Genomic DNA, 20,749 nt, shown 5'->3' with positions numbered 1-20,749 from the left:
CTACCAACAGTTCAATTGCTAAAAACCTCCTTATTTGTGTCGTAGATTACTTAATTATATTTTCTAAAATATAACAAAAAACTGCAAGCTTATTTAAAATATTAATTATAAAAAAACTCATTTTTTTATATAGTTATTTTCTTTGAAAATACTAATTATATGTTAAGTTATGCTGTTCTTTTATCAGTGCTTGTATTCTTATATAAAAATAACGTGATAATAATAATAAAAAGATGGATGTTCTTCTTTGGATGATTATAGTTATTTTTTTGTTACGCTTTTTTTCATTTAGCAAAAACATCTTCAATTTTTTCGCTATTCTTTTTGAAAACCATTTGGTAAACTGTTAAAGAATTCTTATTTTAACAAGAGGAGGATGGATAACATGAAAACAGTGATACTCGCTGAAAAGCCTTCTCAAGCAAAAGCATATGCGGAAACATTCAAAAAAAGGAAAAAGCATGAGGGCTATTTTGAAATCAGTGATCCATTATTTTCAGGGGAAGTAACGATTACGTATGGATTTGGTCATTTAGTTGAAATGGTTCCTCCTGGAGAGTATGAAGAACGTTGGGCTAAGTGGTCACTGCCTAACTTACCGATATTTCCAGACCAGTTCAAATACACGGTCCCTCCAGAGAAACGGACGCAATTTGCGATCGTTAAACGGCAATTACAAGCGGCGGATACGATTGTTATCGCAACGGATAGTGACCGTGAAGGTGAAGCGATTGCTTGGTCGATCATCCAGCAAGCCAACGCATTTACAAAGCAAAAGCAGTACTTACGTTTATGGATCAATTCATTGGAAAAAGAAGCTATTTATCAAGGGTTCAAGCAACTAAAACCGGCGGAGCAGTTTTATCCAAAATATAAAGAAGCGCAAGCGCGTCAACATGCGGATTGGCTAATTGGGATGAATGGTAGTCCATTATATAGTTTACTTTTGCAACAAAAGGGGATCTCTGGAAGTTTTTCATTAGGTCGTGTCCAAACGCCAACGCTTTATATGATCTATCAGTTACAAGAAGAAATCAGGAAGTTCAAAAAAGAGCCTTATTTCGAAGGGGAAGCACAGATCAAAAGTCAACATGGGCAGTTTGTCGGTAAAATCGAGCCGAAACAAACCTTTAAGACTGCGAACGAATTAGTTGCTGCGATTGAAGATAAAGGCGCTCATTTAGGTACCCAGCAAGGAACGATCTTACAAGTAACGAAAAAAGAAAAGCAACAGAGTAGTCCAAGGTTGTTTTCTTTATCTAGTTTACAATCGAAAATGAACCAGTTGATGAAAGTCAGTGCGAAAGCCACGCTTGATGCCGTCCAAGGGTTGTATGAAAGTAAGTTTTTGAGTTATCCTCGGACAGATTCTTTTTATATTACAGAAAGTGAACACCAGTATCTTGTTCAAAATCTTGATCGGTATAAAGCGTTTCTAGGAATCCAAGAGGTAGCAACGCCAGAAACATTTCCTAAAAAAAGATATGTCGATGCCAAAAAAGTCCAAGAGCATCATGCGATCATTCCAACGAAAACGCTACCGACGAAGGAACGTTTTGCGAAGCTTTCTCGGCTGGAACAAGCGATCTATCTACAAGTGCTGCGTACGACTTTAGCAATGTTTGCTGAAAACTATCGCTACGAAGAAACGGTGATACTTACAGGGGTGCAACGATTACGTTTGAAGAGTGTCGGGAAACGTCCGATCGCAGAAGGGTGGCAACAAATCTTGTCTGTCAAAAGCAAGAAAAAATCAGATGGTCAACTTTTGCCTAAAGTCAGTGAACAAGAAGTGGTTACGGTTGATCTAAGGAGTCTTGAGAAAGAAACTCAGCCGCCTAAGCCATACAATGAAGGAACGTTGATCACTGCGATGAAAACAGCAGGGAAGACCTTAGACGATGAAGAAGCGCAAGAGATCTTAAAAGAAGTCGAAGGAATCGGAACAGAAGCTACCCGAGCAAGTATTATTGAAAACTTGAAGCAACGACACTATATAGAAGTCAATAAAAACGATATCCAAGTGACTGCTAAAGGAATTACTTTGTGTAAAGCTGTCGCAGGGGAGTCCTTATTGACAAGTGCTGAAATGACTGCACGTTGGGAAAGCTATTTGAAGAAGATCGGTGAACGTCAGGGGACACCAGAAGTCTTTTTAGGAAATATCAAAAAGTTTATACTCCATTTATTAGAAGTCGTGCCAGAACAAGTGAAAAAAGTCGATTTATCGGAAGAACAAAGTGGCTTGATGCAAATCGAAGCGATGGAAAAGAAGAATGATCAAATAGGGCGCTGTCCGAAATGTAAAAAAGGGATCGTGATGTTATATCCAAAGATTGCGACATGTACGAATAAGGAATGCGATTTTAAATTATGGCCCACGATTGCCAAGAAAAAATTGACCAAAACGAATCTTAGAGAGCTACTATCAAAAGGGAAGACTAGTAAAGTGGTCAAAGGCTTCACTGGTAAAAAAGGGAAATTTGACGCTGTTCTAGTATTGAAAGAGGATTTAACGATCGGTTTTTCATTCCCCTGGATGGAGAAACAAGAATAATGATATATATTCCGAAAAGTCAATATGCTTTAATTATAAATACCTAAGTAATGAATAGGAGTACTTATACGTGAAAAAAATCAATTCACTTTTGAATTATGCAATGGGGTTATTGACGTTGGTTGCTTTATATCAAGCGGTGATCGCCTATCCGGAATATGGCACGAAGTTGTTAGCTATTACGAAACATCCTACTGGCTATTCACCGACTGTGATCTTAACCACGGTGACAGCAGCAGCTAAGAGTGGTACTTATTTGTTGCATACGACTAGCAACTTACTGAAAAGAAAGAAACAACGAAAACAGTTGTTTTTCGTCTTAGTAGCGGCGGGAGTTGTTTATTTCTTACCGGTGATCACTCAATTTGTTCAAAAGTTTATATAAATAGATTTAGAGTAAAAAAAGACAGTGGTAAGAGAAAACATCTTATTCACTGTCTTTTTTCAAGTTTTTGATGTACCAGGCATCCATTGTTGAATGGTCAGAGCCAGGTAGTGGGGCAGACATCAAGTGAAAACCAAATTTCTCATATAGTTTGCAAGCGGGTGTTAAGGCGTGCATCGTTTCCAAATAGCACTCGCGATAATTTTGCTTTGCATAAGATAATGCTTTTTCCATCAATTGATTCGCAATCCCTAAACCAACAGCTTCTGGTGCTAAGTATAATTTTTGTAATTCGCATATCTGCTTTTGCTCGTCGAAGGGCGCAATTCCAACTCCGCCAACCACTTGATCATCGATTTGAACGACCCAATAAGCTGCATGAGGTAACGATTGGTAATAGTCTGATAAATGACTTAATTGAGGATCGAAATACGCCGTGCCTTCAATTGCTAAACCGAGTGATTCGAGGGAATTTTGAATGATTTCTTTTATTGCTAAGTCATCTTGAGGGGTGATTTCTCTTATTCGCATAGAACGTGGCTCCTTTTCTTTAGTGTTCATTTATCGTAATCGATTTAAGTGTCAACGTCAATTTGCTTTTTGTAGAAGTATTGAATGTTCAATCAACTTCTTTCTTGACCCTTTGCTTGAACTGTGAAATAATAACCTCATAAAAAATTATGACTTAAGAGCGTTCGCCGGAACGATCTTGCAGGAGTCAGACAAACGAACCGTAGGCTTTAATGGTTCGTTTGTCTGGCTCCTTTTTGTTTTGGGAGGTATTAGGCAGAATGAAAAAAATCGAAAACTTACAGACAGATGTACAAAAAGGATTAATACAGCAAGAAGCGCAAGAGCGATTACGATACTATGGATTAAATTCGATTGATACTCAAGCAAATAAAAGTATTTTTACCTATGTGAAAGAAGCAATGAAAGATATCACGATTTTGATCTTATTAGTTGCTACTGGACTGTCCACGTATATTGCGTATCAAACACATCCAGATGACTTTACAGAACCGGTCGTTATCTTTTCAATCGTTTTATTAAATCTTTATTTGTCGATACGGCAACAAAAAAGTGCAGAAAAATCGATGGAACAATTAAAAAAAATGAGTACTCCAACTAGTAGTGTTTTAAGAGAAGGTGTCGTCAAAGAAATCAATAGCTCGGAGATCGTACCTGGCGATATCGTTCAACTAACATTAGGTGATCGTGTACCTGCTGACGCGAAAGTAATCTCGTGTGTTAATTTCTTTGTTGACGAATCATTCTTGACGGGAGAAAGCGAGCCAAACGAAAAGGATGCTTCTTATCAAGCCAGTGAGACTGACGGATTGAGCGATCGTAAAGATTTAGTCTTTTCTGGTGCATTAGTCGTAACAGGTAAAGCGACGATCTTAGTAGAAAAAACTGGAAATGAGACGGAAATCGGAAAAATCTCTCACTTGATCTCGAATGAAATCACCAATGTCGCACCTCTGCAAATCAAAATGCAAAAACTTGGGAAAATACTGGGAATCGTGGCGATCATTGCCGGTTTCCTTGCAATTGGCATAGGAATTACGAAAGGATTGAGCGTAGAAACTAGTATTATGACGGCTATCTCAATGGCAGTTGCGGCAATACCAGAAGTGTTACCTGTTTTTGTAACCATTTCTCTAGCTGTAGGTATGGGAAACATGGCAATTAAGAAAACGATCGTGCGAACACCATCGACTGTTGAGACAGTGGGGGGCGTGTCAGTGATTTGCTCAGATAAAACGGGGACGATCACTGAAAATAAAATGACAGTGAAAAAAATTGCTCCTCTAGCAGAAATGCCTGCTCTGCTATCTTTCACAGAAGATCAAGAAAAAAATCTCCTTTTCCTGTTTTATCTTGCCAGTAGTTTTTCTGAAAGTGAAGGGGGCAGCAATCCAACTGAATCAGCCATAAAAAAGGCAATAGATACTCGGTTTTCAGAGAAGGAATTACAGGAACATCTTTCTCCCTTGAAAAAAATCAAAGAATTGCCGTTTGATTCAAAAAGAAAACGTATGACGGACGTCTATCAGATCGGTAAAGAATATGTTTCGGTAACAAAAGGGGCGTTTGACCGATTACAATTGGCAAATCCCAATGAACATTATTTAACGATACATGATCAACTTGCTAACCAAGCGTATCGTGTCTTGGGAGTAGCTAAACAAGCTGGAATCAAAACCATTATGATCACTGGCGACCATTTATTGACCGCTTCACGTATTGCTAAAGAAGTGGGGATATTGGAGGAAGGAAACGAAGCAATCACAGGAGCTGAACTGAAAAAAATCAGTGATAGAGACTTAGTTAAAAGGATCGATAGGTACCGTGTCTTCGCTCGAACGTCACCTGAGGATAAAATACGGATCGTTAAAGCCTTTCAAGAAAATGACGAAATCGTTGCAATGACCGGGGACGGAGTGAACGATGCCCCAGCGCTGAAAGCAGCAGACGTCGGCATTGCTATGGGAAGCGGCACTGAAGTGGCAAAAGAAGCATCTGATATGATCTTAGTAGACGATCATTTTGTCACGATCGTCCAAGCAGTAGAAGAGGGGCGGAGAGTGTATCAAAATATCCGAAAATCACTTTATGCCATGTTAGGTTGTAATATTTCGGCTCTGACGGTCGTATTGCTTTCTTTGCTTTTCGGTTGGGGAGCGCCAGTCACCGCCATTCAATTATTGATCATCAAAGTAGTCGCAGACGGAATTCCTGGTTTTAGTTTAAGTGTAGAACCTTCAGAAGAAAAAAATATGGAAAAACAACCGATCCATAAAAACGAGAGTATTTTTTCTCAAGGATTGGCAGTTAAGATTCTTGAAATCTCTGTTGTGTTTACGATCGTAACTTTATTGGCTATAGTTATTGGACGCACACAATCAGTTGCTATTGCTGAAACCATGACATTTATAGTATTAGGTTTATCAACGATCAGCCATATGTATAACTGTCGCAGTGAACAATCGATTTTACGCTTAAAATTTCTAGGTAATCCATTGCTTGTCTTAACAACAATGATTGGCGCACTGATCATCGTTTTGTTAGTAACAATCCCTGTTACACAGCATATCTTTGGGTTTGTTACGATTGGTCTCACGAACTGGTTATGGGTCCTTGGTTTATCTCTAATTCCAGTCATCTATATCGAAATAAAAAAATGGACACATCTGTTTTAACGAGTACCTGAAAATTTTCTCTTAGTTAAGTCTGATTATGTTCGTCTGTAGTTTATTTTTCCCAAAGCTGCAGACGAACTTTTATTAAAATGACCAAAAAAAGCGCGAATGACAAAAATAAATGCAGACAACTAAAAAAACAAGAGAATTATGGTGATTTACGATTGATAAGAGGGGTTAGAACGAGGAATTATGCAATTAATCATTTTTTATTTATTCTAGTTTACATAATATATATTATACAAAGTAGATTCAAAAAGAACTAAACCTATGTTCCAACCTAAATCATTCGATTTTGACCTCAAAAACCGTTTTTTTCTCTTCTACAATATTTTAAAATTATTTTGCATCGTTTTGTTTACTTTTTTCATGCACATAATTACATATTTAACTGATTAATTTTTTTACTATCGACATTCCCGTAAGAAATAATTTTTTCAACAAATGTTAGTTCAATCAATCTGCTAGCGTTAGATTTATATTGTTTGATCTGTCGTTACTTATAGATCATTTATGATTTATCTGTATTTAAGTCTTGCTGATCGTTTCATCCAATCTGTCACTAACATTTTTCAGTAATTATCGCTACACATAACATATCTACATAAGTACCTGTTTTTGCCTAAAATCGCTTTTTTTGTTCTCTTGAACTTTATTTCATGTGATATGTTATGTTTAGAATAAATTTGAGGTGAAAAAATGAAAATTGTTAAACTGGATAAAGCAAAAATCAAACATTACATATTGAATGAAGCAACTGAACAAGACATGATTGAGTTGATCGAACTAATGCGTGCAAAGAAAGCGATTTTAGACTTAGAGAAAATTGCTACAGAAAAACAAAAACTTGTTGACAAGTTCAACAAGTTCTAAGAGTCTGACAGGCTCTTTTTTTAGTGCCCTCTTCTCTATCTACACATTTAAAAACGAATGACAGAAGTATGATAAAATATGACTCCAATAAATATCCCAAATATAATATGTACGACGATAGCGATAATAATTGGAACCACACGTGCTCCTTTTTTATCCCAGCTGTATTTCGTCTTTTTGTTTTTCCATAGTAAAGATATAAGTAATAAACTGAGAATCACGACCCATAATAGTAATGCAATGCCAACCAATGGCATAATTTTTTCATTGATAATGGCTATCCCCATAGACTCTCCTTTCTATTCGCATATTTCTTCCATATTAATAAAAAAACGGGGATACTCGGAAATGATTTCTGCTACCTTCCGATTTCCCCGTCCTTTTGTTTATTTGATTGTTGTTTTAGCGTACTGTATCAAGTACTGCTTTTAATTCACTAACTGATTGATGGAACATTGCTTTTTCTTGAGGAGTGATCGATAATTCAATGATCTCTCTTACCCCATTTTCGTCTACGATCGATGGTACACCAGTAAAGATATCTTCTTCCCCATACTCGCCATTTAAGTAAGCTGAAACTGGTAAGACAGCTTGTTCATTATTTAGGATTGCTTTGACGATTCGAGTAGTACTCATACCGATACCGTAATACGTTGCTTTTTTACGATCGATGATTTCATATGCTGCATTTTTTACTTTATCAGCAAGCACTGTTAAATCATTTTCTTCTAAACGATGATCTTTCTCTACATATTCCATGATTGGTTTGCCACCAACTGTTGTATGTGACCAAGCAGCAACCTCTGAATCCCCATGTTCACCTAAGATATATCCATGAACGCTACGTGGATCGACTGCAAGTTTTAATGCAATTTCTTTTCTGAAGCGTGTTGTATCTAATGTTGTTCCAGTTCCTACCACTCGAGAAGCTGGTAAGCCAGATTCTTTCCATGTTAAGTAAGTCAAGATATCAACAGGATTTGAAGCTACGACGAAAATGCCATCAAAGCCTGAATCCATTACTTCTTTCACGATTTGACGTGTGATCATCGCATTTGTTTTCACTAAATCTAAGCGTGTTTGACCAGGTTTTTGGTTGACACCAGCAGTTAAGATCACTAGGTTAGCATCTTTACATTCGTTGTAATCACCAGACCACACAGAAACGTTCTTTTCGCCCCATGCCATTCCATCTAGTAAGTCTAACGCTTCTCCTTCTGCTTTTTCTTGGTTGACATCGATTAAGACAAGTTCATTGGCAACACCTTGATTGATCATCGCATAAGCAATACTTGTACCTACAAAACCTGTACCCACGATAACAACTTTACGACTTGTTTTTTTCATGTCTAACACACCTTTCATCCGTTCTTTGTTATTTTCATGAAAATTATAAATCGGTTGTTATCATTTTTCAATAATATAGAAATTATACATACTATGATAATTTTTTATAGAAAATCAGTAGCGACCAAAATCAGATTGCGTCCTTCTTACTCTAGGTATCTCCTTGCGTGAACCTTTTAACGATGGATCATTCTTCTTTGATAAATTTGCCAAATGCGCTGAGAGATCGATCACTTTAGATTCTGAAGTTCGAAGTTCTGATTTCGATGTTTCGCTTGTCTGCTGTTCGCTAGGAAGTGAATTCGTACTGGTCTGTCGCGAGAATTGACTGTCGTTAGCATCACTATCTAATCGTTTATCAGAAATTTTTAATTGCAAATCTTCAAGATAGATTTTTGAATAAGGTTTCTTATATAGTGGGTCCCCGATTTTAGGTAACCAATTTTTTCTTCTCTGACTTCGCTGTAGTTTATCGGCTAAACGCTCGATTTCATTTTGACCAGTATAGGTCGGGTAATTAGTAGCGTTATAAGTCTCATCGATTGCTTTATTCATTCGAACGAGTAGCTTTTCTCGATAAGTATTTGTATTAAAAAATCTATGTATCTGATAGAGTAAAAAATCCTTCAATAATCGTCCTCCTCATTTTGTTCCCATGTTTCAAACACGTCTCTTTGTCTACTTGCTCGTGCTTTTTCTTTTTCTATGTTTATCCTAATTGTTTCTTCTTGAGCTTTGTAGGAAGCAGCGACTTCTTTTTTGAAGTGCCTGCGATCTTTCCGACTCACTCTTTTTATAAATTTAAATAATTGCCAAATGATCACGACAAGTAAATAGATCGTAAAAAAACCAGAAAAGCCAAACTCAATAATAAACGACAACAGAAAGGCAGCAATCCTACCTGCTTGACTAGCTGATGGAAAGTTTTCTTGCTGTTGTGCAATGAAAGGTAAAACCCAAAACATCCCCATGTTCTTTTTCCCCCTACTCCTCTAAGATCTAGCGACTATTTTCTAATTTTATAACGCTCTTTAGCGATTGCTTGCTTTGATGGTTTCCCTACTTTTGGTTGTGCAACCATTTTTACTGAGATAAAAACGCTTAAAACGATGGCAAGACTTGCAATACCAATGATCATTGAAGAATTTTTGGCGAAATATTTCGTAACTAATTGAATGATATCTAGTTGCCCGTTCATTACTTATCACCTCCTTTAAAAAATACATATGCAATCATAGTTTATAATGAAAGGATAGGTTCGATAAAACTTTTTTTGACAGATACTGGAAAAAAAGTAAAAGAACTTACATCCACAAGCCGTCAGTGAGGCTCTTATAGATGTAAGTTCTTTTGATTGATTATTCTTTATGTTTGGCTTTAAACGCATCAAATTTTTCTTTTGCTTCTTCCACTACTTCTTCGATTTCTTCTTTTAAGGGATGTTTCTCAGGTGTAGGTTCTTCTTCTACTGCATTTGAACCAGACATTGCGACTTCTTTTGCTTCGCCAGAGTTAGTTCCAGCTAAAGCCTCTTCTTTGTCGGTTGTCTCCCCTGAGTTAGTCCCGGCTAACGCGACTTCATCGTCCGTTTTAGGCGCCATTGACCCTCTTAATCGTTTTTCTTTTTCTCCATCATAATTAGTCATATGCTTGTCCTCCTTGTTGCTCTATCTCTATCCTACAACAAGAATAAAATAACTGTCAAAATATAAAGGTGAGATTGAAGTTATAAATTTGCTTTCTTTAAAATTTTTACTTCATAAGGGGCAAATGTGAGTAAGCCAGTAAGCGTTTGATTGGTTTCAAGGTCCAAGAACGGTTGAAGCAACTCAAGCTGTTGTCTCTCTTCAGAAAAATTCATGAGAAAGTAATAGTTGTGTTGCCCATCTGTTCGAGATTGGATCGATACTTTTGGCTGTGTGTCTTTGACGATCTCTTGTTGTAACGCTAATTTTTCAATCATCGGCTGATAGAACACTTCTAAAAAATCAAGATCTGTACGAGCAGCCAAGTAATAAGCTGTTCCCTGTCCTAGGCGATTTTCAACTAAAGCAGGTGTGTGGGCGTAGAAATCTTGGCTGTAGGTAGCAATCACTTTTCCTGTCGTTTCTTGGACAATCCCGCAGTAATCTTTAGTTTGATAAGATTTCCCTTGGTAAAGAACTTGATTGTGTTCCCCTGGATAAAGGGTCTCAAGCTCTTGTGGAAGCAACCCGAAAATGGTTTGTAGCGTTTGTGGCCATTCGCCAAGATGTAACTGATCATTTTCGTTGACCATCCCGGTAAAATAGCTACCGATCAAGATACCGCCCTTTTTCACATACTCCGAAAGTTCGTTCATCGTATCTTCTTGCATCAAATAGAGCATAGGCGCGATGACTAACGCGTAATCAGAGAAGTCTTGCTTCGGTGTAAGGATATCTACCGCAATATCTCTTTCCCAAAAGAATCGATAATGCTCTTGCAACGTTTGGATATAGCGACGAGTTGGTCGTCCAAACCCGCCTCCACGTTTCAATGCCCAGTTACTTTCCCAGTCAAATAAAATAGCTACTTTGGCTTCTTTTGGTGTACCTTTGATCGCAGCTAGCGAGTCTAAACGTTTACCATAGGTAGCTACTTCTTGGAAGACTCGATTTTTCTCTGAATTATCATGTCCTACAACTGCACCATGGAATTTTTCGGAATTTCCGAGTGATTGCCGCCATTGAAAATAGAGTGTACTATCTGAACCGTGTGCAAGTTGTTGCATCCCACTCAAAATGTGCATTCCTGGTTTTTTTGCTTTGTTGTATGCGTGCCAATTCACGTAACTAGGTGTTGATTCCATGACAAGAAAAGGTTGTTTTTTCAATGAACGATATTGGTCATGGACGTAAGCCGATTTCATCGCAGTCAGGTGTAAGGGCTCATACGGATTATGCCAGTCAGGATAACTATCCCAACTAACGATATCAACGACTTCTGCAAAGCGGGAATAATCCAGTCCTTCAAGTGGGATAAAGTCCTGTTGATCATGTCCTTCTGCCATAAAATTAGTCGTAACTGGAAGATTAGGAGTGATTTCTCGGATCGGTTCAATTTCATTGAGGAAAAAATCAATCGTCTGATCCGTCACGAATCGTTTCCAGTCTAAGTCCATGCCATGTACTTTATGCTCTCCTAGAGGTGAAGGCGGAACGACTTGAGACCAACTGGAATAACTATTACTCCAAAATGTCATCCACCATGCGTCATTCACCGCGTCTAGTGTCTGATATTTGTCTTTGACCCAGTCACGCCATTTCTCTGCGCAAAAGTCACAATAGCACTCACCAGAGTATTCATTGCTGATATGCCACATCAATAATGCCGGATGATTGCCATAGCGCTCGGCTAATTGTCGATTGATTTGTTGGACCTTTTTTCGATAGATTGGTGACGTGTAGCAGTGGTTGTGTCGAAAGCCGTGATGATGCTTTTGTCCAAGAATGTTGGTCCGATTGACTTCTGGATATTTTTCACTCAACCATTGGGGCCTTCCGCCACTTGGTGTTGCTAAAATGACGCGACCATTTCGTTTGTGCATCGCTTCAAATACTTTGTCTAGCCACTCAAAGTGATAAACCCCTTCCTCCGGCTCTAATGTACTCCACGAAAAGATACCGACAGTCACTGTGTTGACATGGGCTTTATCCATCAACTCGAAATCTTTTTTTAATATTTCAGGATGAGCCAACCATTGTTCTGGATTATAATCGCCGCCATGTAGCAAACGAGTATCGTTATACGTCTTCACTTCGTATCCTTCCTTTCTACGATATGATAAATGAATGATTGGCAATCCCCGGCAAGCTGGTAAGTCGCATGATTGACTCCTGTGAACAAACGAGGTTTTTTCAAGCCAACATTCTTCAAAAGATTGCCAGAGACCGTCTCTTGTCCATTGATTTGATAATAACGATCTTTTTTCAGATAATCTGGAAAAGGCAGATAAGCTTTTGCGGCTGGATTTGCTCGTGCCATTTTTTGATAAAACCCAATGATCGCCTCGGATCGATCATGACTAAAAACACCCCAGCAAATTTCATTATCATACGGACGATTTGGCAAAATCTGAACAAATTTTCCATGAGTCAGCAAGTGACGATGTGCTTTGTAAAAAGCGATACGCTCGCTGATCTGTTGCTTCTCTTCGTCTGTCAAAGCCAAGAGGTCTAATTCATACCCTAGAGGCCCAAACATCGCTACATCTTGGCGGAAGGCTAAAGAAGTCTCACGTAATACTTGATGGTTAGGTGAAGCAGAAACATGATTACTAAAGCTGGAAAGCGGATAGCCTGCCAACGTTCCACTCAGGATACTTAAACGTTCCACCCCGTCACTGTTATCGCTAGGCCAGATTTGCGGACTATAAAATAGTATGCCTAAATCATATCTTCCGCCGCCACCAGCACACCCTTCGATCAAAAGATCAGGATAAGCGGTCAATAATTTGCCATAAAGCGCATAGACCCCTTGAACATAGCGATGGAAGAACTCCTGCTGATGGATTGCTTGTTTCTCTAAATAAGCAGAATAGGCTTCAGTGATATTTCGATTCATATCCCATTTGATATAAGTTAAGTTCGTTTCTTCAATAATGGCTGCCATTTGCTCATAGATGCCTGCTACCACGTCTGGATTTGAAAAATCAAGGACATATTGCCCACGTCCGACTGAGATGCGTGAATAAGGATGTTTGACTACCCAATCAGGATGTTGTTTCAACAGCTGGCTGTCAGGAGATATCATTTCCGGTTCAAACCACATGCCGAATTGAAGCCCCATGTTCTTTAGCTTATTTGCAAAGGAAGCAAGTCCAGTCGGAAATTTTTGTTTATCAACTGTCCAGTCACCTAAAGAGGAACGGTCATTGTTTCGTTTACCAAACCAGCCATCGTCTAAAACAAAACATTCCATCCCTAAATGTTTACCAATGGTCGCAAGAGATAAAAGTTTTTCTTCAGTAAAATCAAAATAAGTCGCTTCCCAGTTATTGAATACGATCGGTCGTGGTGTATCTCGCCATTTACGATCGATCAGATGATTTTCGATAAAATGCGTAAAGTGTTGCGCTAGACCGTTCGTCCCCGCATCACTATACATCAAGACCGCTTCGGGTGTTGTAAAAGAATCTTCAGGAGCTAAAGTCCACCTGAATTGTGAGGGATGGATGCCGATCATCACTCTCGTTTTATCCCACTCATCCACTTCTGCTTGAGCAATAAAATTTCCGGAATAAACGAGATTCAACCCGTAAACTTCGCCATGGTCAAGCGTTGACTGTTGATGATCTAAACGGATAAAGGGATTGTGCTGATGACTACTTGCTCCTTTTAGTGAACCGATTGAGACGATCCCTTGCTCAAGCGGACGCTTCTTTTCATGACGTTCTTTCAGCCATGCTCCTGAAAAATGGGTGAAATCGTAGGCTTTAGTAGAAAGATTCAACACGCCTGAAAGCATGCGGTGGATCTGCAAATCGGTTTTAGATTGGTTCGTCAATGTCTGACTTTGAACGATTGCAGTAGAATCGCAAAACAGTGTGTAATGAAGTATCAGCTCTAGTTGACGTTCTTGATCTATTAATCTTAAAGAAAGTGTTTCCGATTCTTCCTTATCCCCATAAGTTGTTGGGCAATCTAGGTTTCTTGCCTTTCCTTTTTTAGTCGTTGCTTCGACAAAACGAAAATCTGTATAATAAGGCGCTTGATTACTCGAAAGTTCGATAGCCCCCTCTTTAAAATCAGAAGTACCATACACTGGGTATGCTTGTGGATGATCGGTTAAGGTAAAGTTCGAATCATCTTCAAAAAACTTAACTGTTCCAGCCGATTTATTCTGTTCTGCGACTAAATAGTCGATCTCTTCGTCAGTTAAACCGCGTAAAGGTTTTCCATAATAAATTTGCTCGATCTGTCCATTTTGCATGACATGGAGGATAAAGCTAGTGTGAGGATTGCTCATATGAAATAAGCGATCATTTAGTTGTTCAATCATGTGAGGCATCACCATTTCTTTATTTATAGTTAGAAAAAAGGATATACGTCGCTTGGTTGTTTACCAAAAGACTAAATCTTTTGCAGCAAATAATTGACTCGTTTTGCTAAATTCCGATTGTAAAAGAATTTGTAAAAAGGCAGGACAAACAGCAAGCTTAACTGAGTTTTAGCATCGACCAATTCATTTCTTTCGGAATACAACAACGTGAATTGGTCGTTTTCTTGACTTTTCAGTTGGTACGTTTGAATGATTTTTCCTCCTGCGTAATCAGTCGTCATTTCAAGTAATTCATCCTTGACCAATCGGCGGATCGTCATCGTACTTTCAACGCTCGTTTGTCCTAGCTTCGTTTGCAAGGCAGTTATGACAGTTGTTCCTTCTGTCAGCTCTATAATCGAAGCATCCTTGCTTTGAAAATAATTCAATTGTTCCTCAAGTAGTACTTGGTAAAATTCTGCGGCTTTTGTCGGGATCTTCTTTCGGTAGTTCAATGTATCGATTCGCACAAAGCTCACTCCCTACTGTTCTTCGATGGTGATCTTCCCGTCCATCAATTGATTTTCTTTTTCTTGTTTTACTTGTTGACGTTCTTCATTCAAGTATTCACGGTCCATCGCAACTAAGAATGGTACCCAGATCAGTGTCATTACTACTACTGTTACGATTTGTAAAAGAGCGCCGGTGATCGAACCTGTCCCCAACCAACCTGAAAGTAAAATTGGAGTAGTCCAGACTACTGTTGCTCCGATTGGACGAGGAACCAAACCAAAGTAAATAGCAAAGTATGAGATCGTCGTGGAAGCCAGCGGCGCTAGGATCCAAGGGATGAATGCTACAGGGTTCAATACAACGGGTAAGCCAAACGTCATTGGTTCGGATACGTTAAAAATAGCTGGTGCAATGATCGTTTTCATCGTTTTCTTCATACGGATCGAACGAGCAATAAAGAACGCCATCGTGATCGAAATCCCAAGTTGCATCCCTTGATTGACGAAAACGCCCATAAACGTCGTATTGATGATATGTGGCAACTGCTCTACGCCGTCTTTATACGCTTCAAAGTTTTCAATCGCCAATGCTCCCATGATCGGATCGATCACCGCATTGACAACTAATGTACCGTGGATACCGAACCACCAGAAAAGTTGCGTAAAGAAGACAGCAATCAACACAGCTGGCAAAGTCCCGCCTAGCCCCATCAAAGGTTGTTGCAACATCTGATAAACGAAATCGACTGCATTTCCCCATGTCGTAAAAGTAAACAAGTAACGGATGATGTTGAATAAAAATAAAGGAGCAGCACCAGGGATGATTGCCACAAAAGATTCAGCGATCATCGGCGGAACAGATTCTGGCATTTTGATCGTAAATCCTGAACGACTGATGCGGCTATAAATTTCTGTCGCGACAATCGCTGTCAAAATACCAACGAACATTCCTTCAGCGCCTAGTTTAGATAAAGGAATAAAGGTCCCCATTGCTTCGTCACTTCCAAATGGTAAAAGCATGATGAAACAAGAAAGTGAAATGGCACCAGCAAAGACTTGCGGCTGTTTATAATGACCAGCTAATTGATAGCCGATCCCGTAAACGATAAAAAGTGCAGAAATACTCATTGTCGCATTTCCTACAGGACCAAAAAATTCATTTAAGAAAGTATTGAAAGCCTCCGGTAGAAATGTAGCGAAGCCAAACGTTGTTGGCAAATTTTGGATAATGATCATGATCGAAGCAAACATTGTTGCAGGAAAAGCCATCATAAAACCGTCTCGGAGACTAAGCAGATATTTATTATTTGCGATCAGTGTGGCAGCAGGAACCATTTTTTCAGCTAATTTATCGACAAACTTCATGTTTGATAACTCCTTTTATTCATTTTTATGCAAACGTTTACTTTGCGAGTATAATTGTTTACTTAATGTTTACACAAGAGAAAAAGAAAAAAAGTTCAAGAAACTTTCTTTCTCGAACTTTTTAGCATAGTATTAATCAGATGAATGCCCAATGGAATCTCGTAAAACGAGCTGACTGCGACAGATCACTCGGATCGGCATCGTCCGTTCTTTCAACATGCGCTCTTTTGCTAAACGCACCGCTAAGCGGCCCATTTCTTCAGGATTCGCTTTGATGCTTGATAAGCTTGGCGTCATGAACTGCGCCATTTCGATATCGTCAAAACTTACGACAGCGATATCTTCAGGGATTTTTTTATTTGCTTCACTGATGGCTTTATAAACACCGACCGCCATCGGATCACTGGCAACGATGACAGCTGTTGGTGGTGATTGTTGGGCCAACATCTCTTTACCTAGGCGAAGACCATCTTCGGGTTTCCAGTTTCCTTGATACACCGTAGCATATTGTTGGAGTCCATTTAGTTTCATCCATTTCAAGTACGACTCCGCGCGGATCTCTTCTTTGCTTTTATGGACTTCTCCGTTTTCAGCCACTCGACTGCTGTGTCCGCCGATAAATGCGATATTCCGATGCCCTTTGCGATGGAGTACTTCCAAGACCTCGACTGTTTTTTGTTGGAAGTCTGTCTGGATGCAGTCAAATTCTTCGGAATTGGAATAATTATCTACCAAGATCAAATTCGGATTGATTGCAGCGATCTTTTTTGTTGCTTCGATCGTCATTTCGCTGATCATGATGACAGCCCCATACTTCGCTAACTCTTTCCATTCTTTATGCGCATCTCTCATGTGAAAAGCACGTATCGTGCGAAAACGCCACTTGGCGGCTTCTTTTTCGATACCACCACGAATCTTGCGAAAATATGGATCGTCCAATTCTGCCTCTTCTTGATGTCGCACGATCAAAGCAATCGTCATTTCGTCACCTAAACTTCGAGTTCCACGTTTATTTTTATCGACAGAATAATTTAATTGATTGGCGATCTCAATCACTCGCACGCGTGTTTGTTCATTGATACTAAATGTCGGGTCTTCGTTCAGGATACGAGAAACACTAGCTGCTGAAACCCCAGCGATTTTTGCAATATCACGTATAGACGCCATCCTCTCACCTCTTGTTTACTGTTTACTAAATAGTACCAGAATAACGAGGAAAAGGCGAATGAGGATTTAGCGTTTAATGGTGGAGCATTCGAAAAATTATAATATTTTTTTCACTAAATAGTCTGACTAGTAAAAACAATCGAACTATTTTAAAAAGATTCCTGATCTTACGAAAGACTTCATTGCTGTAACACCATTTATCTTCTTTTACCAGTAATGCTGTGCAGACCATGTCTGAAAACAGTATGCAGTAGAGGCCCCCAAGCGTTGGTCGTATATTTTGCTTGTTTTCCTGCTACTAATTTTTCTATTTGTTGTTCATAGTAAGCTATACCTATCGCTCCTCCAACTTTCTTGTCCAGCGTTTTGATTCCAGTTGATAGCCTAGGGAGTTGTACCGATTGGAAAGCATCGGAAATCAGTTGATTTGGTATATTGGGATTCATTATAAGACTTCTACCTAAACCTACTAGGGATATACCTTCTTTATGAATCACATCTTCTATTCCCTGCTTTGAAGTTAGACCGCCAGTTAACATGATTGGTATATCAACACTATTCTGAGCCTTTTTTGCAAAGTCTAAAAAGAAAACACCCTGGCCAACATCCATCACTTTTGCTTTTTCGTAATTTCCACCAGATATTTCAATGAAATCGATACCTAATTCAGCCATTTGTACGATTACTTTTAATGAGTCTTTCTCACTGAAACCATCTTCTGTGAAATCCGATGAATTTAACTTCAATCCAATAATAAACTTTGGTGAAGTGATTTTTCTAATACCTTGAAAAACTTCTACCATAAAACGCATTCTATTTTTTAATGTTCCACCATATTCATCTTTGCGTTTGTTGTCCGCCGGTGATAAGAATTGATTGATTAAATAGCCATGGGCCGCATGGATCTCGACGCCAGAAAAACCAGTTTCTTCTGCGATTTTACCAGCTAAGACGAACTTTTCAATCAATTCCCTGACTTCATCAGTTGTTAGTTCTCTTGGTTCATTAAACAATGCAGAAAATTCCTTAGATAATTTGATAGTACTAGGTGCGACAGGTTTTTTAGACATACTTTTAGGGGCTTGCTTACCAGGGTGGTTTATCTGTAAGAGGAATTTGGTATCATTATAGGTACCAGCTTTTGCCCATGAGATTAGAGCATTTCTATCTGTTTTATTATCTAGAACAATATTTCCAGGCTCTCCTAATTGAGATCGATCAATCATCACATTGCCAGAAATCAATACCCCTGCCCCTCCTTCTGCCCAACGCTCATAAAGGGCAATATGATCGGTATTCGGCTGATTTGTTTTATCGGCTAACGCTTCACTCATTGCTGCTTTGACGATTCTATTTTTTAACTCTATTCCATTTGGTAAAACAATAGTATTTGAAATCATAACCACTCCTAACTGAAAATTTAAGTCATACTCTTTGGCGTAGCATTTCGATAAAAAAGATGAAACAATTATTTTTCTATATTTGCTTGATTTTCTATTCCGAAATTATTTAAGAGATACTTTAAGTAGTTATGAGCTACCTCTTTTGTTACGTTTTTCTCTCTTAAAAAAATCCATTCCATAATGAGCTGAAGCGTATTGCTATAATGATCAGATACTAGCTCATAAGGGATCACTTGCTGATTATTACACATAAATTGCCTCATGATCCGACTAGATTGTTGTTTAATAAATTGATTAAAAGACGCGGCTAAAACGCCATCCAGCAAATTGTTTCGCATGATTTTTTCCAATCTATCTCGATAGGAGTCAAAGTAGTCGTAAATACGATCAAATAGTACATAGATAATTTCGTCTTGATTCACCGATAAGTAATCGTCTATTTTAATTTCCTGCATCATGATGATCCAACAGTAATTTAATAAGTCATAGCTATCATCAAAATAATTATAAAAAGTAGCTCGAGGATAATTGCATGCTTCACACAACTCAGAAATTGTTATTTTTTCAAAAGATTTTTTCTCCAAAAGGTCCATCAAAGTAGTCGAAAAAGCGAATAATGTCCTTTGTGAAAACCGATTTGTTTTATTTTTAAAATCATATTTCATTGGTCTTTCACACTGCTTTCAACACTAGCCACTTTCACAGCAAGGGCACTTGGGACGATTTTACCAAATACTCGATAGATTTTGTAAATTAGACGAGGTGTATATGCAGCAACACCTTTTTCTGCTTTTTTCATGGATTTTATTGTTTCCTTTTCAAGATCCAGATAGGGAAATAGTGAAAGTTTTCCCTTAGACTTACTGCGATCATTCATTTCAGTATCCATATTTCCCGGACTCAAAAGCATGATATTTATACCTCTTTTCCTTTCCTCCTCCCGTAACGATCTAGCAAGAAATCGAGTATATGCTTTACTCGCACTATAAACTGTTCGCCAAGGATTTGGTACGAATGCTCCTATTGATCCAGAAATAATTTCGTAACTGCCTTTATTCATATAGGGTAAACACAATCGATTTATTATCGTCATACCTGTTACATTCAAATTAATGATGGAAAGAATATCTGAGGTATTCATTTCGCGGAAAAGCCCAGCTCGATCAAATCCAGCATTATTAATCAGAACTTTTATGTTTGGTTTTTGTTTTTGTAAAACAGTATCCAAAATGTCAAAACTTCTTAAATCTGACAAATCAAGTGCTATTACGCGAATATTTTTATTTGGATATTCACCTGCTAGTTCTTTCAGTTTTTCTTCACGACGAGCAATTAACCATACCTCGTCAAGGTTAGGATAACGTTTAATCACTTGTTTAAAGAATTCTTTTCCCAAACCAGAAGATGCGCCTGTAATCACAGCAATATTCATATGTTATATTCTCCTTTTCAAATGACTGTATTTTTCCATCTGTCTAAGTTAACTATATTTGCTACCCAATCAAATAGCAATCATCAAAATTTACGTACTGAAAATATCTTTGCATTTTTTGATAATTGCAAAAGTGGTAATGATAATTTAACTAAGCACTTTGTAACAAAGCTGAAGCAACTATAAATAGAACAAGCCCTCTCGTGTCGAAAATTAGAGAACTGCTTATTATATTAATATAAGATCAAAAATGTTAATTAGCTGGTACTTTAAGTGGATTGATCTGGATTCATATTTTGAATTTATACCTGAACATATTAATTGATCTTATTAAAATACGTAAAGCAAGATCAAATAAAATAAATTAGGCTGCTTTACATCAAATAGTTTCAAGGTGAAATACTTAAAAAAATACCTCAAAGGAAAGAAGCACTGAACCCCAAAAAATAGCTTGGGATTTCAGTGCTTCTTTAATGATGCTGTGGGTATCTATTGAGTTTTT

At 38.2% G+C, this 20,749-nt stretch carries 19 protein-coding genes; 4 read left to right on the top strand and 15 right to left on the bottom strand.

Annotated features, from left to right (window positions below):
* The first annotated feature begins 385 nt into the window (after positions 1-385).
* Positions 386-2,557: a type IA DNA topoisomerase gene (locus JZO83_RS10825; protein WP_207115746.1), complete on the top strand. Its 2,172-nt coding sequence runs from the start codon at positions 386-388 to the stop codon at positions 2,555-2,557.
* A gap of 70 nt (positions 2,558-2,627) precedes the next feature.
* The gene (locus JZO83_RS10820) at positions 2,628-2,942 is read left to right on the top strand and encodes a hypothetical protein (RefSeq protein ID WP_206854070.1); all 315 of its coding nucleotides are present in this window, start codon (positions 2,628-2,630) and stop codon (positions 2,940-2,942) included.
* Between the two features lie 42 nt (positions 2,943-2,984).
* Here the strand turns inward: JZO83_RS10820 and JZO83_RS10815 are convergent, their stop codons facing one another.
* Positions 2,985-3,473, bottom strand: a complete 489-nt coding sequence (locus JZO83_RS10815) for a GNAT family N-acetyltransferase (RefSeq protein ID WP_207115745.1) — start codon at positions 3,471-3,473, stop codon at positions 2,985-2,987.
* Between the two features lie 260 nt (positions 3,474-3,733).
* Here JZO83_RS10815 and JZO83_RS10810 point away from each other — a divergent pair, with 260 nt between their 5' ends.
* Together JZO83_RS10810 and JZO83_RS10805 are read left to right on the top strand one after the other, a co-directional pair.
* On the top strand, positions 3,734-6,148 hold the full coding sequence (locus JZO83_RS10810) for a cation-translocating P-type ATPase (protein ID WP_207115744.1): 2,415 nt from the start codon (positions 3,734-3,736) through the stop codon (positions 6,146-6,148).
* Between the two features lie 699 nt (positions 6,149-6,847).
* Positions 6,848-7,021, top strand: a complete 174-nt coding sequence (locus tag JZO83_RS10805; RefSeq protein ID WP_206854076.1) for a hypothetical protein — start codon at positions 6,848-6,850, stop codon at positions 7,019-7,021.
* A 47-nt stretch (positions 7,022-7,068) separates the two neighbouring features.
* On the opposite strand, the gene JZO83_RS10800 is transcribed toward JZO83_RS10805, so the two are convergent.
* The 14 genes from JZO83_RS10800 to JZO83_RS10735 form a co-directional block, all read right to left on the bottom strand.
* Positions 7,069-7,308, bottom strand: a complete 240-nt coding sequence (locus tag JZO83_RS10800) for a hypothetical protein (protein WP_206854078.1) — start codon at positions 7,306-7,308, stop codon at positions 7,069-7,071.
* Between the two features lie 115 nt (positions 7,309-7,423).
* Positions 7,424-8,368, bottom strand: a complete 945-nt coding sequence (locus JZO83_RS10795; RefSeq protein ID WP_206854082.1) for an L-lactate dehydrogenase — start codon at positions 8,366-8,368, stop codon at positions 7,424-7,426.
* 114 nt (positions 8,369-8,482) lie between these two features.
* Entirely contained in the window at positions 8,483-8,998 is a 516-nt protein-coding gene (locus tag JZO83_RS10790) for a hypothetical protein (protein ID WP_207115743.1), read from the bottom strand.
* Positions 8,995-9,339, bottom strand: a complete 345-nt coding sequence (locus JZO83_RS10785; protein ID WP_206854088.1) for a hypothetical protein — start codon at positions 9,337-9,339, stop codon at positions 8,995-8,997. Before JZO83_RS10785 ends, JZO83_RS10790 begins: the two co-directional genes overlap by 4 nt.
* A gap of 35 nt (positions 9,340-9,374) precedes the next feature.
* On the bottom strand, positions 9,375-9,566 hold the full coding sequence (locus tag JZO83_RS10780) for a hypothetical protein (protein ID WP_207115742.1): 192 nt from the start codon (positions 9,564-9,566) through the stop codon (positions 9,375-9,377).
* 160 nt (positions 9,567-9,726) lie between these two features.
* Positions 9,727-10,014: an rRNA processing protein gene (locus JZO83_RS10775; protein WP_206854091.1), complete on the bottom strand. Its 288-nt coding sequence runs from the start codon at positions 10,012-10,014 to the stop codon at positions 9,727-9,729.
* A gap of 80 nt (positions 10,015-10,094) precedes the next feature.
* Entirely contained in the window at positions 10,095-12,146 is a 2,052-nt protein-coding gene (locus JZO83_RS10770; RefSeq protein ID WP_347401516.1) for a beta-galactosidase, read from the bottom strand.
* Positions 12,143-14,389, bottom strand: coding sequence for an alpha-galactosidase (locus JZO83_RS10765; RefSeq protein ID WP_206854094.1), 2,247 nt, complete (start codon positions 14,387-14,389; stop codon positions 12,143-12,145). Before JZO83_RS10765 ends, JZO83_RS10770 begins: the two co-directional genes overlap by 4 nt.
* A gap of 71 nt (positions 14,390-14,460) precedes the next feature.
* A complete protein-coding gene (locus JZO83_RS10760; RefSeq protein ID WP_206854098.1) occupies positions 14,461-14,898 on the bottom strand; it encodes a DUF3284 domain-containing protein in 438 nt (145 codons plus the stop codon).
* Between the two features lie 12 nt (positions 14,899-14,910).
* On the bottom strand, positions 14,911-16,245 hold the full coding sequence (locus JZO83_RS10755; protein ID WP_206854101.1) for a PTS sugar transporter subunit IIC: 1,335 nt from the start codon (positions 16,243-16,245) through the stop codon (positions 14,911-14,913).
* Positions 16,246-16,377: 132 nt separating this feature from the next.
* Complete coding sequence (locus JZO83_RS10750) at positions 16,378-17,412, bottom strand: LacI family DNA-binding transcriptional regulator (RefSeq protein WP_207115741.1); 1,035 nt, start codon at positions 17,410-17,412, stop codon at positions 16,378-16,380.
* A gap of 197 nt (positions 17,413-17,609) precedes the next feature.
* Positions 17,610-18,812: an NADH:flavin oxidoreductase/NADH oxidase family protein gene (locus JZO83_RS10745; RefSeq protein WP_207115740.1), complete on the bottom strand. Its 1,203-nt coding sequence runs from the start codon at positions 18,810-18,812 to the stop codon at positions 17,610-17,612.
* Positions 18,813-18,880: 68 nt separating this feature from the next.
* Positions 18,881-19,480 (bottom strand): TetR/AcrR family transcriptional regulator, encoded by a 600-nt coding sequence (locus tag JZO83_RS10740; RefSeq protein ID WP_207115739.1) that lies wholly within the window; start codon positions 19,478-19,480, stop codon positions 18,881-18,883.
* Complete coding sequence (locus JZO83_RS10735) at positions 19,477-20,247, bottom strand: SDR family NAD(P)-dependent oxidoreductase (RefSeq protein ID WP_207115738.1); 771 nt, start codon at positions 20,245-20,247, stop codon at positions 19,477-19,479. Before JZO83_RS10735 ends, JZO83_RS10740 begins: the two co-directional genes overlap by 4 nt.
* Positions 20,248-20,749: the final 502 nt, after the last annotated feature.

Origin of the sequence: Enterococcus sp. DIV1298c (assembly GCF_017316315.1) — a bacterium.
In the GTDB taxonomy this organism is placed as follows: Bacteria; Bacillota; Bacilli; order Lactobacillales; family Enterococcaceae; genus Enterococcus_B; species Enterococcus_B mangumiae.
This window is presented reverse-complemented; position numbering and strand designations above follow the sequence as displayed.